We start from the raw sequence: 12,036 nt of genomic DNA, 5'->3' as shown, positions 1-12,036 counted from the left end.
GGGCACGTACGCTCAACGCTCGCGGCCGCCCTCGATGAGCTCGACGAACAGGGCGGTGATGTTGTCCTTGCCGCCGCACAGGTTGGCGTAGCGGATCGCCGCCGGGGCGGCGACGCGCGGGTGCAGGCGGAACAGGTCGATGAGGGTGTCGGCGGCCTGGTCGAGGTACTCGTGGAGGCCGTCGCTGCAGAGCAGCAGGCGGTCGCCGAGCTGCAGCGGGAAGGCCATGATGTCGACCTCGACGAACTCGCGCAGGCCGATGGCGCGGGTGATCTGGCTCTTGCGACCGCGCGCCTTGTCGGCGCTGGCGAGGCCGAGCTTGACCTGCATGTTGAGGAGGGTGTGATCCTCGGTGAGCTGACGGACGTCGTCGCCGCGGGCCAGGTACACCCGCGAGTCGCCGACCTGGCCGACGATCGCCAGCTCGCCGGCGACCAGCACGACCGAGGCGGTGGTGCTCATGCCGGTGTAGCGAGCGTCGGCCTCGGCCATGCCGTGCACGAGGTAGCAGGCGTTCTGCAGCGCGCTGCGGACCAGCGCGCCGAGCCGCGCGACGGTCTCGGGGCTGATGCAGATCTGCGGCTCCACGACCGGGGGCCCGTGCACGACCTGCCTGCGCGCCAGGCGGGCCTCCTCGTGCGCGTAGTGGATGAGCTCGACCTCGCGTTCGACCCACTCGCGGATCAGCTGGACCGTGGTCTGCGAGGCGACCTCGCCGCAGGCGCGCCCGCCGACGCCGTCGCACACCACGAACAGACCGAGCTCGTCGCTGGCGTCGAACGCGTCCTCGTTCTGGCTGCGACGCCGACCGACGTCGGTGTCGCCGTGATGCCGGGTGCGCACGGGGCGAAGAAGATACAGCATGCGCGCCGCGCGAGCGTCGCCGCCGCGAGCGCGATGTCGTCATTGTGACGCGCGAGGCCGCGATGTGGAGATCGATCGGGGGCGCGGGCTCCCGGAGATCGATCGTGCGGAGACGCCGCGCTCGACGATTCGGAGCGGAATCGCGCGGCCGATCGCGGCTGCGGCGCTGGCGGAGGCCGTCGGCGCGAGGGCAGCCCCTCGGACCGGACGAGCCCGCACGCCCGCTCCTATGATACGAGTGAGGCGGACACGCCGGGCGAGTGCGAGCAATCGACCTCGCCGCCGCGAACGTCGCTGGCGCCGAAGGACATGTCTTTGGGGACATGCTGAAGGCGCGTTTGCGGCCCTCCGGACCGCGAGCGTGGCGCTGGCGTGGCGCGGTGCGATCGGCGATCGTGAGGCGTCATGCTCCGGTCTCGCCTGTCGCTCGTGCTCCTCGCCGGCCTCGTCCTCGCCCCCGCGCTCGCGCGCGCCGACGTTCCGCCGCCCCCGTCGATCGCCACGTGCGAGGGAGCCACGGCCGGGGCCGCGTGCGAGCTCGATGCCGGCGGCCCCGGGCAGTGCGCGCCGTGGAAGTGCTCGAAGCTGGATTACTCGCAAGGTTCGCCGCCGAGGTCGGTCGAGTACGACTGCTTGCGCTGCGCGGCGGCGAGCGAGGCGAAGCCGGTGGAGGCGAAGCCCGCGGACACGAAGTCCGCGCCGCCGGCGGCGGAGGCGAAGGGCTGCGCGATCGATCCGGCCGGCGGGATGCTCGGGGTCCTGTTCGCGCTCGTGGGCGTGCGTCGCCGTCGTCGCCCCGAGTCACGCTGCCGGGGCTGAGATCTTTCGTCGCTCGCGCGTCCGCGGCCCCGCGGTGCACGGCAGTCGTCGCGCCGAGATTCCATCGCGGTCCCGCGGCCCTGCGACGCCGGCGACGATCCGCGCCGGTCAGCCGCCGTCGATCACCGTCCGCCCGCGCGGCGCGAGCTTGTAGACCCCGGCCTCGCGCTCCATGTAACCGCCCATGATCCACTCGCGGCGGATCGTGCAGAAGTCGGGGTGGACGACCTCGATGAAGCGGTTGAGCTCGGCCTCGCGGTACTCGCGGCGGCGCGGCAGCCGGCGCAGCACCTCCTCGAGCACGATCTCCTTCTTGCGGCGCTGGGCCGGCAGCGCGCGCAGGCGCGGCCCGTCGAAGAAGGCCCGCAGGACGTCGCGCGTCTCGGTGTCGACCGGCGAGGCGGTCGCCAGCTCGCGCACCCGCTTGGGCGACGACACCGCCTTGACCGCCCCCTGCAGCGCCTCGATGTCGAGCTGATAGAAGGTGTAGGGCGCCTGCCGGGTCTCGCGCAAAAGGCCCGCCTCCGACAGCACGCGCAGGTGATGCGACACGGTGGCCGGCGTGACGCCGACCTCGGCCGCGAGGTCCTGGCCGCAGCGCGGGCGGTCGACCATCGCGGCGATCATGCGCAGGCGGGTCGGATCGGCGAGCCCCTTGAAGAGCTGGACCAGGGCGGGCTTGGGATCGTCGACGGCGGCGTCGGCCATGCGGCGACGATAGTTGTCGATTTGATGGTTGTCAAATTGATCAACGTCAATTTAACGGCTGCTTGACCGCCAGCCAGGCCTGGCGGGCGGGTCACGGCTGGTAGCCTCCGCCAGCCCGGTGGCGCGGGGTGGTCCGGTGAGGGCGCGAGGGCGCGCCAGCGCGAGGCAGCGCGGTGAGCCGGCGGGAGCGAGGCGTAGCGGCTCGCGGCGATGCCGGACGACGAGCGTCGCGGGCGCGACGAGCCGATCGAGGAGTCGCGGTTCGTGGCTCGCGGCGAGGGCGGGCGTCGCGGTCGGAGCCGGCGGGAGCGAGAGTCGAGGACTTCGCGACGACGACGCAGGCGAGCCGGGCCCCGCGCGGAGCCCGGCTCGCGGTCGTCGGTGCCGCTGGCTCAGAGGGTGCCGGCGACGTAGCAGAGCGACTCGACCTCGTCGTAGACGATCTCGCCGGCGATCGGGGCCTCGACCTCGGCCTCGTCCTCCGCGCAGTCGGGGGTGCAGTTGTTGCAGTACGACGGCGGGTTGTCGGACTGGCACGGCTTGGCGCTGCAGCAGATGACCGCGTGGGCGGTGCTCGGGCCGCCGAAGGCGACCGCGCCGAACGAGAGGGCGACAGCGACGAAAGAGAGCGAACGAATGAGACGCATGACCATACTCCTTTGGACTCGACGTATCGTAGCCACGCACGGCACACGGCCGCAGGGCGTGGATTGGCTTCGACCCGGGCGCCGGAACCGGCGCCCTTGCCGGAACAGTAGCCGCCGACCGGCGATCAATTGCGGCGTCGCGAAAAATGCGACGATCGGCTTCAGAATCGGGTGAGACACCAGGAAATAGGGGGGTTCCCCGGTCGAATCGGTGGTCACGCGCGCAGTGGCCTGCGCGCCCCGAGACGCGGCTCGCGTCATTCGAGGGGTTGCCCGACCCCGAGCGATTGCGTCGCCGGCTCCTTCCGCGCGCCGCCGCCATGACCCTGCCTTCCGGGCGAAAACCGGGATGAGGGTGCGCGATTGCCGTCGGCGAGGGGCGCGAATGGAGCGAGGCGTGCGGCCTCGTTGCATTCCGGCGCGTGCCTGCAATGAGTCGTCGGCGATGGCCAGAGTGCGACCCTCGGGGGTCCATCGCGCGGGCCGGCGCCGAAGGTTGGCCGGCGCGAGCAAGAGGCTGGCCGGCACGGGCAAGCGGGGCTCCGGCCGGCTGCCTATGCTCCGCGCCATGCAACGCCCCGCTCTCGCTCTCACCGCCGCCCTCTGCTTCGTCGCTTGTGACGCGCCCGAGGCCGCGGGGGTGCTCCACACCTTCACCTCGGACGCGGCAGGGTTCGACACGCACTCGTTCTATTACGACACCGGCCGCGAGGTCGTCGTGTTCGACGCGCAGTTCACCGAGCCGCTCGCGCAGGCGCTGGTGGAGGACATCCGGGCGCATACGGATTCGCCGATCCGCTACGTCGTCATCACCCACCCGAACCCCGACAAGTTCAACGGCGTCGGGCCGCTGCGGGCCGCGGGCGCGACGGTGGTCGCCAGCGAGGCGACGGCGGCGGCGATCCCCGGCGTCCACGCTTACAAGCGGGCCGCCTTCGTCGGCAACGGCACCTTTACCGAGGACAGCTACCCGCCCGAGGCGACCGTCGACCTGACCTTCCGCGACAGCCTCCGGCTCGAGCTGCTCGGCGACGCGACCGTCGAGTTGCAGGTGCTCGAGCACGCCGGCGTGTCGAGCACCCAGACCGTCGCCCACATCCCCGCGGCCGAGGCGCTGATCGTCGGCGACCTCGTGCATCACGGCGCGCACGCGTGGCTCGAGGGCGGGATCGTCGACGGCGCGCCGCGGCCCGACCTCGCGGCGTGGGCGGCCGCGCTTGACGAGCTGCGCGCGTGGGGGGACGTCACGGTGTACGGCGGGCGCGGCGCGCCGGCGGCGATGGAGGACGCGGTCGTCGCCCAGCAGGACTACCTGGTCGGCATCGACAAGGTCGTCCGCGACTACGTGGCCGGCGTCGACGACCCGGACGCGTTCTCCGGCGAGGCGGCCGCGGAGCACTACGCGGCGATCACCGAGGCCGCGCGGGCCGCGTTCCCCGAGCGCGAGCTCGACTACCTGATCACCTACGGGGTGTACGGATTGGTGCAGTCGCTGGTGCGATGATTGCGATATCCTCGCCGGCGAGATGCCGCCTCGCATCGACGTCGACGCCGCCCCGGTCGCCAGCTTCGTGCTCACCGATCGGCTCGCGGCCGGGACGGACTCCGGCTGGCACGTCCACGCGCGGCACCAGCTGCTGTTCGCCGGCAGCGGCCTGATGCACCTCGAGACTGCCGACGCGCAGTGGCTGCTGCCGCCGCAGCAGGCGGCGTGGATCTCCGCCGGCGCGCGTCATCGCGTCCGCGTCCGCGCCGCCGCGGCCCTGTGCACCGCCTATCTCGGCCCGCCCGCGCCCGACCTCGCCGAGGGCGCGCGCGTGTTCGCGGTCCCGCCCGTGGTCGCGGCGATGCTCGAGCACGCGGCCGGCTGGGACATGCGCCGCTGTCATGGCGACCCGGCGGCGCGCTTCTTCGCGGTGCTGGTCGACCTGTGCCGCGAGGCGGTCACGCGCGGGCGGCCGTGGTTTCTGCCGACCGCGCGCACGCCCGAGCTCGCGCGCGCGATGGCCCACGTGCTGGCGCGCCCGGGGGCGCCGCACACGATCGCCGCCGCGGCCCGCTTCGCCGCGGTCTCGCCGCGGACCCTGGCGCGCCGCTTCGCCGCCGAGGCGCGCATGTCGTTCGAGGCGTTCGTGCGGGCCGCCCGGCTGCTGCGGGCGATGTCCCGCCTGCTCGAGCCCGGCGCGCAGGTGACCGAGGTCGGGCTCGAGGTCGGCTTCACCAGCCCGGCCGCGTTCTCGCGCGCCTTCGCGGCGTTCGTGGGCGAGCCGCCGAGCGCGTGGCGGCGACGGCACGCGAGTGACGCCGGGTAGCAGCGAGGACGTCGTGGGCCGAGGATGGTGGAGATGCGCCTCGCGCCTCACGCGGCCAGGCGGGCCGGCGCGTTTGAAGTTCGAGGACATGTCATGAAAGACATGTTCAAATAGATATGTCTATTGTGACATGTCTGTTTGGTCTTCTCCGCGGATGCGCCTCGCGGAGCGGTCCGTTCGCCCCGCGAGCGAATGTCCGCAGGGACAGGTGACTCGTGGCGCAGCGGCGCGGGCCGGGCCGAACGCGTGGGGCCGCGCGGAGCTCGACGGCTCCCGCGCGGCCCGGGCGCGCCGGTGTCAGCGGATCCAGATGTGGCCGGCCGTATTATAGATGTTCGGACCGGCGGCGAAGCCGGACGGCGTGCGCCAGGGCGCGTCGACGCCGGGGGCGACGTCGCAGCCGGAGGTGTAGTACGACTGGGCGCCGAAGCCGGCGGCGTCGTTGAGGGTGCTGATGTTGGCCTCGTTGTTGAGCACCAGGCCGAAGCGGACGCGGGCGTCGTAGCACGACTGGTCGTCGTCGATGTTGATGCCGACGGCGATGTAGTTGGGGGCGATCGAGGCCTCGGCGATCGTGCGGCCCTGGATCGTCAGCCACTTGGTCTTCTCGGCCTGGGACTCGTCGAAGTACAGGCCCTTCATGGCGATGTCGGAGCCGACCGGGGTGTTTTTGAAGAGGTCGAGCAGGGTCGTGGTGGCCGGCAGCGCGTAGTGCTTGCAGCTGTAGACCTTGGTGACCGGGTGCTGCATGCAGCCGCGGATCTCCGCGCCCGGGAGGGCGTTGTAGGCCTGGAACTTGCCGTCGAGGGTGTCGGTCGGGGAGTTCAGGGCCTCGTTGACGACCGAGACGTTGGTCCAGTGCGGCGAGTAGAAGTCGAAGGTGCCCTGCGACGGGGCGAAGCGGATCGCCAGGGACCAGCCGCCGCCGTCGGTGGTCATGTCGCACCACACCTTGAACGGCGCGCCGGGGCCGGCGCCGTCGGCGTCGATGTCGTAGAGGCCGTCGGTGGCGTTCGGCTGGGCCTGCTTGATCGCCTTGCAGCTGGCCGAGACGACGCACTGGCCCTGGTCGCAGCTGCCGCTGCCGCAGTCGCTGCCCTCGTTGCAATTGTCGGCGAGCTCGCACGGGTCGCACTCGGGGCCGCCGCAGTCGACGTCGGACTCGCCGCCGCTCTGGATGCCGTCGGCGCAGGTCGGCGCGGCGCACAGGGTGGTGCACTCGTCGCTGTCGTCGGCGTTGGCGTCGTCGCAGGTCTCGACGCCGTCGCGGACGAAGCCGTCGCCGCAGGTGGCGGCGGCGCAGTTGCTGAGGCAGGCGTCGGTGTCGATGGCGTTGGCGTCGTCGCAGTCCTCGCCCGCCTGGACCACGCCGTCGCCGCAGGACGCGGGCGCGCAGGCGTTGTTGCAGGCGTCGTCGTCGGCGTCGTTGCCGTCGTCGCAGGCCTCGCCGGGGCCGACGAAGCCGTCGCCGCAGCTGGCCTCCTGACAGCCCTCGACGCAGGTGTCGGTGTTGTCGTCGTTGCCGTCGTCGCAGGCCTCGCCGGCCTCGATCACCCCGTTGCCGCACACCGGGTCGGGCCCGCCGGTCGTGGTGGTGCCGTCGGTGGTCTCGGCGTCGGTGGTGCCGGTCGTGGTGGTGTCGGTCGTGCCCGTCGTGCCGGTCGTGGTGGTGGTGTCAGGGCCGTCGGTGGTGCCGGGGTCGGTCGTGGTCGGCAGCGCCGTGGTGCTCGCGTCGCCCGAGGCGCTCCCTTCGGTCGGCAGCGCGGTGGTGCCGGTGGTCGGGCCGGTAGTCGGGTCGGGCGTCCCCGTGGTGGTCTCCGTGCCGGTGCCGGCGTCGGTGGTGGTCTCGGTCGCGGTCCCGGTGGTGGTGCTGTCGCCCCCGTTGCACGCGACCAGCAAACAGACACTCCACGCCACGACTCCACGAAGCTGTGCTCTCATCGACTCTCGCCTCCACACAATGTTGACGATGACGGGTAAGCCGACGCGACCAGCCCTGTCAAGCCGCGAGCGCGCGCGGTTCCGCTGCCCGCGACATCACCGCCGTACGTGCAATCGGGCTCGACCGTGTGCGAGCGTCCGCGGCGGCTTCACCGCCCGATCGCAGAGCGCGGCCGCGTGTCGGCCAGAGCCCGAACGGGCCGCGTCTTCAGGTGCCGAGGCGTTGCGCATGGACGACGAGAGCCCCGGCGCGCGCGTCGATCCGTGCGACTCGTCTCGCGCGCAGGACGACGAGTGACCTGCTCGTCACACGTGGCGAAGGGCGAGCCCAGGGATGACGCGATGAGCGGCCGAGCCCGGGCGGCAGCGAGAGCCGCGAGCTTCGCTCTCCGACGAACGAACGATCGCGGTCCTGCAGCGAAACCATCGCGGGGCCAAGACCGATCGCGACAGCATCGGTCGCCGGGTCGGCGAGCTTCATCGAGGCTCGAGCGCCGACAGCGGGGCTGCGACCGTGGGCGCGAATCGCCGCTGTCGGTGACGAGCTCCCGCGCTCTGCAGCGAGCGTCGCTCGGCGTCGGTCGACGCGCGCGTGTCTCTTCGAGAGAGATGTCCGAAGAGACATGTCGATCTCGAGCCGACTGTCGAAGTCGCGGCGAGTTATCTGTGCTTTTGGACATGTCTTATAAGTCATGGTGATTCGGACGGGCGACGCGGCGGGGGCGAGCGACCTCGTGTGGGCGGGATCGGCGCGATCGGTCGCGGCGAGGGATCGCGGAGCAGGGCGGCGAGCGGGCAGCGGACGCGAGCGGCAGGACGGGACGTGGTCCAGCGGGCGGGCGGGGGCCGTCGGATGAGCCCGGTGAGGCCGGGTGGCGTTGCCGGGGCCCGAAGCGCTATCATCGTTGTGGCATGAACACGTGGATCGTCGGGGTCGACCTCCGCCACCGCAGCGACGGCGCGGTGCGCTTCGGGGCGTGGTTGCGCGAACAGACGAACGGGGCGATCGAGCTGGTGGGGGTCCACGCCGCGCCGACCGCGGTGGTGGATCAGCTCGACCAGTTCGAGGGCCGCGTGCGGGTGCGCGAGCGGCTGAAGACGGAGGCGGAGCTGGCGATGGACCGGGCCGGCGTGCGCGAGGCGTTCGCGGACCTCGAGCTGGTCGAGGCGGACGAGCCGGCGGAGACGCTGGCGAGCGCGCGGGCCGAGCGGTCGGCGATCGGGATGATCGTCGGGCGCAAGGCGGCGAGCGACGGGCGCGACCTGGTGCGCCTCGGCAGCGTGGCGCGGCGGCTGCTGCAGCGGCTGGTGGTGCCGACGTTCGTGGTGCCGCCCGACCTGCAGACGGAGCAGCTGCGCAGCGGGCCGGTGGTGGTGGCGGTGACGCCGGCCGACGCCAGCTCCGGCGCGGTCGAGGTGGGCACCGCGCTGGCGAAGTCGCTGGGCCGCCAGCTGCTGTTCGTGCGCGTGGTCAGCGTGCCGGAGGAGTACACGCAGATCTACTGGTCGACCGACGCGCTGGCGCAGTTCAAGGGCCAGACGATCGCGGCGGCCAAGGACCGCACCGCCGAGTGGCTGGCCGACCAGGGCCGCAACGAGCCGGTGGTGGTCCGCTACGGCGACACGATCACCGAGATCCTCGCGGTCGCGACCGAGCAGGGGGCGCCGTTCCTGGTGTGCGGGTCGCGGCTGCTCAGCCGCATCGAGCGGGTGATCGCCCTCAGCACGTCGAGCGAGCTGGCGGCTCGGTCCGCGATCCCCGTGCTCGTGGTCCCGCCGGACGCGCGGCCCTAGCGGGCGCCCCGCGGGGCGTGCGCCGGCTGCGAAAGTGGGATATAGACGCCCCGCCATGCACGTCCGCGCTCCGTTCGCGCTCCTCCTCTCCTCCGTCCTGGTCGCCTGCACGGCCGGCGAGGCCCCGAAGACCGACGCCAAGGCCGAGCCGGCCAAGGCCGCCGAACCCGCGAAGGCCGAGGTCAAGGCCGAGCCCGCGAAGGTCGAGGCGCCGCCGCTGCCGCTCGAGCCGAGCGCGGACATCAAGTACGACCCGCCGTTCGACGGCAAGCCGCTCAGCAGCAACAAGACCGCGAGCGGGCTGACGGTCGAAGACTTCGTCGTCGGCGAGGGCGCCGAGGCGGTCCAGGGCGGCGAGGTCGAGGTCCACTACACCGGCTACCTGACCGACGGGCAGATCTTCGACACCTCGAAGAAGCGCAACCGGCCGTTCACGTTCTCGCTCGGCGAGGGCCGGGTGATCAAGGGCTGGGACGAGGGCGTGGTCGGCATGAAGGTCGGCGGCAAGCGGCGCCTCATCGTGCCGGCGGCGCTCGGCTACGGCGACCGTCGGGCCGGGAAGATCCCGCCGGGCGCGACGCTGGTGTTCACCATCGAGCTGCTGTCGTTCACGCCGCCGCCGCCGCCGCCGCAGCCGCTCACCGCGTTCGAGGGCAAGCCGGCGTCGACCAAGACGCTCGAGGACGGGCTCAAGATCAGCGAGTTCAAGGTCGGCGAGGGCGCGGAGGCCAAGGCCGGCGATACGGTCGCGGTCCACTACCGCGGCACGCTCAAGGACGGGACCGAGTTCGACTCGTCGCTGGCGCGCAAGCCGATCAGCTTCCCGCTCGGCCAGGGCCGGGTGATCAAGGGCTGGGACCTCGGCATCGCCGGCATGAAGGTCGGCGGCCTGCGCAAGCTCGAGATCCCCGCCAAGCTGGCGTACGGCGAGCGGGCGAAGGGCCGGATCCCCGCCAACTCGGACCTGACGTTCACCGTCGAGCTGATGTCGGTCAAGCCGGCCCCGACGCCGCCCGCCGGCGTCACCGGGCCGCACGGCGCCGGGCCGCACGGCGCCGCGCCGGGTGGGGCCCAGCCGGGCGCGCCGGGCGGTGCGCAGCCGGCCACGGCCCCGGCGACCGCGCCGGCCAAGCCCGACGCGAAGGCCCCGGCGACGGAGAAGAAGGCCGGGTGAGGGCGCCCGCGGCGATCTCCGCGGTCGTCTTGACCGTGGGCCTGTCCTGTCGGGCAGGTCCCTCGGACCAGGCGCCGGGGGCCGCGGGGCCAGGCAGCGCGCCGGCGGTCGCTGGCTCTTCGGACATGTCCGCCGGGACAGGCGAGCACGGGGGCGCGGCGCCGGCCGCGGGTGGGGCCGGGGCCGCGGGTCCTGGGCTGCCCGAAGGGACAGGTGATGGTTCGCGGGCGCCCGGGGCCGCGAGTCGGATGTCCGCTGGGACAGGTGCGTCCGGGAGCGCGGGTAATCTGTCCGGAGGGATAGGTGGGTCCGGGAGCGCGGGTGGTCTGTCCGGAGGGACAGGTGCGTCCGGTGGCGCGGGCGGCCTGTCTGGAGGGACAGGTGCGTCCGGAGGCGCGGGTGGCCTGTCCGCAGGGACAGGTGCGTCCGGAGGCGCGGGTGGCCTGTCCGGAGGGACAGGTGCGTCCGGAGGCGCGGGTGTCCTGTCCGGAGGGACAGGTGCGCCTGGTCTGTCCGGAGGGACAGGCGGCGCGGGCTCCGGTCCGTCCGCGGGGGCACCTGGCGCGAGTGCCGGGCTGGCCGCAGGGACAGGTGGCTCGGGCGACTCTCTCGCCGACGACCCGCCGCCGCCCGGGGCGCCGGCGCCGATCGCCTGCCTCGACCCGCCGCCGCCGGGGATGGCGTGCATCCCGGCGGGGTGGTTTCTCCGCGGCAGCGACACCGGGCCCGAGCACGCGCGGCCGCAGGCGCGGGTGTGGCTGCAGACGTACTACCTCGACCTCAACGAGGTGACGTACGCCGAGTACAAGGCGTGCGTGAAGGCCAAGCGCTGCGACCCGAAAGGCGGGCCGGCGTACTCCGACTTCGACCGGCCGAAGCAGCCGGTCAACGGGGTCAACTGGTTCCACGCCGAGGGCTATTGCAAAGCCCAGGGCAAGCGGCTGCCGAGCGAGGCGCAGTGGGAGAAGGGCGCCCGCGGACCCGACGGGGCGCTGCACCCGTGGGGCGACGAGCCGGCGACCTGCGAGCGGGCGATCCTGAAGGACGCGACGGGGCGCGGCTGCGGGGTCAAGAAGCAGGGCAGCAAGCCGGACACGGGGCGGCCGTGGGAGGTCGGCTCGCGGGCTCCGGGCCGATATGGCCTTTACGACATGTCCGGCAATTCGTGGGAGTGGGTGGCCGACTGGTTCACCCGCAGCTACGCGGAGTGCGGGGCCGACTGCGAGGGGATCGATCCGCTCGGTCCGTGCGCGAAGGACGGCGAGGTGGCCCGCGAGTGCCCGGGCAAGCTGCGCAAGATCGTCCGCGGCGGGTCGTGGTACTGGGACGCGTCGTACGCGACCGGGGTGTGGCGCCGGCCGCACTTCCCCAGCAATCAGCCGTTCCACCACTTCGGCTTCCGCTGCGCGGCGAATGCCCGCGAGGCGGAGGCGCTGCAGCGCGGCGCGCCGGCGAAGTGAAGCGCCCATGTTCCGGGCGCTGGTGGTCTTCGCCGGTTTCTTTCTCGCCTGTACCGAGCGTCCGTCGCAGCAGGAAACAGACTCGGGGACCTCGAGCTCCGGATCGACCCCGGGCGATTCGGAGCAGGAGATCCTCCGAAAGCGCTGTGAGTTGCTGATCGAGTGCGGGTACGGACCGGACTATGCGGCGGTGGACGCCTGCCTTCGCGATCAGGAGATGCGGTTGGCGAAGTGGGAGGCTCCCGAGTGCGCGCCCGCCCTGTTGGACTTCTTCGCCTGCGGCAACACGGCCGACGACTGCGACGAGTACTGGGTCC

General features: G+C 72.7%; 11 protein-coding genes. 6 read left to right on the top strand and 5 right to left on the bottom strand.

The features are described from left to right. Positions 1 to 12: 12 nt before the first annotated feature. A complete protein-coding gene (locus OV079_RS32055) occupies positions 13 to 843 on the bottom strand; it encodes a PP2C family protein-serine/threonine phosphatase (RefSeq protein WP_267772945.1) in 831 nt (276 codons plus the stop codon). Positions 844 to 1,269: 426 nt separating this feature from the next. Here OV079_RS32055 and OV079_RS32050 point away from each other — a divergent pair, with 426 nt between their 5' ends. After that, positions 1,270 to 1,683: a hypothetical protein gene (locus OV079_RS32050; protein ID WP_267772943.1), complete on the top strand. Its 414-nt coding sequence runs from the start codon at positions 1,270 to 1,272 to the stop codon at positions 1,681 to 1,683. 108 nt (positions 1,684 to 1,791) lie between these two features. Here OV079_RS32050 and OV079_RS32045 read toward each other — a convergent pair whose 3' ends face one another. Both OV079_RS32045 and OV079_RS32040 read right to left on the bottom strand, forming a co-directional pair. Further along, the gene (locus tag OV079_RS32045; RefSeq protein ID WP_267772941.1) at positions 1,792 to 2,391 is read right to left on the bottom strand and encodes a metalloregulator ArsR/SmtB family transcription factor; all 600 of its coding nucleotides are present in this window, start codon (positions 2,389 to 2,391) and stop codon (positions 1,792 to 1,794) included. Between the two features lie 392 nt (positions 2,392 to 2,783). Further along, on the bottom strand, positions 2,784 to 3,038 hold the full coding sequence (locus OV079_RS32040) for a hypothetical protein (protein WP_267772940.1): 255 nt from the start codon (positions 3,036 to 3,038) through the stop codon (positions 2,784 to 2,786). A 568-nt stretch (positions 3,039 to 3,606) separates the two neighbouring features. Between OV079_RS32040 and OV079_RS32035 the strand changes: the two genes are divergently transcribed. Then, positions 3,607 to 4,542, top strand: coding sequence for an MBL fold metallo-hydrolase (locus OV079_RS32035; RefSeq protein ID WP_267772938.1), 936 nt, complete (start codon positions 3,607 to 3,609; stop codon positions 4,540 to 4,542). Between the two features lie 22 nt (positions 4,543 to 4,564). Then, a complete protein-coding gene (locus OV079_RS32030) occupies positions 4,565 to 5,350 on the top strand; it encodes an AraC family transcriptional regulator (protein ID WP_267772937.1) in 786 nt (261 codons plus the stop codon). Between the two features lie 297 nt (positions 5,351 to 5,647). On the opposite strand, the gene OV079_RS32025 is transcribed toward OV079_RS32030, so the two are convergent. Further along, a complete protein-coding gene (locus OV079_RS32025; RefSeq protein ID WP_267772936.1) occupies positions 5,648 to 7,267 on the bottom strand; it encodes a fibrinogen-like YCDxxxxGGGW domain-containing protein in 1,620 nt (539 codons plus the stop codon). Positions 7,268 to 7,499: 232 nt separating this feature from the next. Then, positions 7,500 to 7,772, bottom strand: a complete 273-nt coding sequence (locus OV079_RS32020; RefSeq protein WP_267772935.1) for a hypothetical protein — start codon at positions 7,770 to 7,772, stop codon at positions 7,500 to 7,502. A 431-nt stretch (positions 7,773 to 8,203) separates the two neighbouring features. On the opposite strand from OV079_RS32020, the gene OV079_RS32015 reads away from it, so the two are divergent. The 3 genes from OV079_RS32015 to OV079_RS32005 all read left to right on the top strand — a co-directional run bounded on the left by OV079_RS32015 (position 8,204) and on the right by OV079_RS32005 (position 11,719). Next, positions 8,204 to 9,085: a universal stress protein gene (locus OV079_RS32015; protein ID WP_267772934.1), complete on the top strand. Its 882-nt coding sequence runs from the start codon at positions 8,204 to 8,206 to the stop codon at positions 9,083 to 9,085. A 55-nt stretch (positions 9,086 to 9,140) separates the two neighbouring features. Beyond that, the gene (locus OV079_RS32010; protein WP_267772933.1) at positions 9,141 to 10,259 is read left to right on the top strand and encodes an FKBP-type peptidyl-prolyl cis-trans isomerase; all 1,119 of its coding nucleotides are present in this window, start codon (positions 9,141 to 9,143) and stop codon (positions 10,257 to 10,259) included. A gap of 125 nt (positions 10,260 to 10,384) precedes the next feature. Further along, the gene (locus OV079_RS32005) at positions 10,385 to 11,719 is read left to right on the top strand and encodes a formylglycine-generating enzyme family protein (protein ID WP_267772932.1); all 1,335 of its coding nucleotides are present in this window, start codon (positions 10,385 to 10,387) and stop codon (positions 11,717 to 11,719) included. Positions 11,720 to 12,036: the final 317 nt, after the last annotated feature.

The organism is Nannocystis pusilla (assembly GCF_026626665.1).
Lineage (GTDB): Bacteria > Myxococcota_A > Polyangia > Nannocystales > Nannocystaceae > Nannocystis > Nannocystis pusilla.
Note: the sequence above shows the minus strand (reverse complement) of the source record. Positions and strands in the feature narration are given on the sequence as shown.

What these genes read in the sequence shown, in the direction of transcription:
- OV079_RS32045 (WP_267772941.1), bottom strand. Translation starts at nt 2,391, where the DNA reads ATGGCCGACGCCGCCGTCGACGATCCCAAGCCCGCCCTGGTCCAGCTC.
- OV079_RS32050 (WP_267772943.1), top strand. Translation starts at nt 1,270, where the DNA reads ATGCTCCGGTCTCGCCTGTCGCTCGTGCTCCTCGCCGGCCTCGTCCTC.
- OV079_RS32020 (WP_267772935.1), bottom strand. Translation starts at nt 7,772, where the DNA reads ATGAAGCTCGCCGACCCGGCGACCGATGCTGTCGCGATCGGTCTTGGC.
- OV079_RS32010 (WP_267772933.1), top strand. Translation starts at nt 9,141, where the DNA reads ATGCACGTCCGCGCTCCGTTCGCGCTCCTCCTCTCCTCCGTCCTGGTC.
- OV079_RS32040 (WP_267772940.1), bottom strand. Translation starts at nt 3,038, where the DNA reads ATGCGTCTCATTCGTTCGCTCTCTTTCGTCGCTGTCGCCCTCTCGTTC.
- OV079_RS32005 (WP_267772932.1), top strand. Translation starts at nt 10,385, where the DNA reads ATGTCCGCCGGGACAGGCGAGCACGGGGGCGCGGCGCCGGCCGCGGGT.
- OV079_RS32030 (WP_267772937.1), top strand. Translation starts at nt 4,565, where the DNA reads ATGCCGCCTCGCATCGACGTCGACGCCGCCCCGGTCGCCAGCTTCGTG.
- OV079_RS32035 (WP_267772938.1), top strand. Translation starts at nt 3,607, where the DNA reads ATGCAACGCCCCGCTCTCGCTCTCACCGCCGCCCTCTGCTTCGTCGCT.
- OV079_RS32015 (WP_267772934.1), top strand. Translation starts at nt 8,204, where the DNA reads ATGAACACGTGGATCGTCGGGGTCGACCTCCGCCACCGCAGCGACGGC.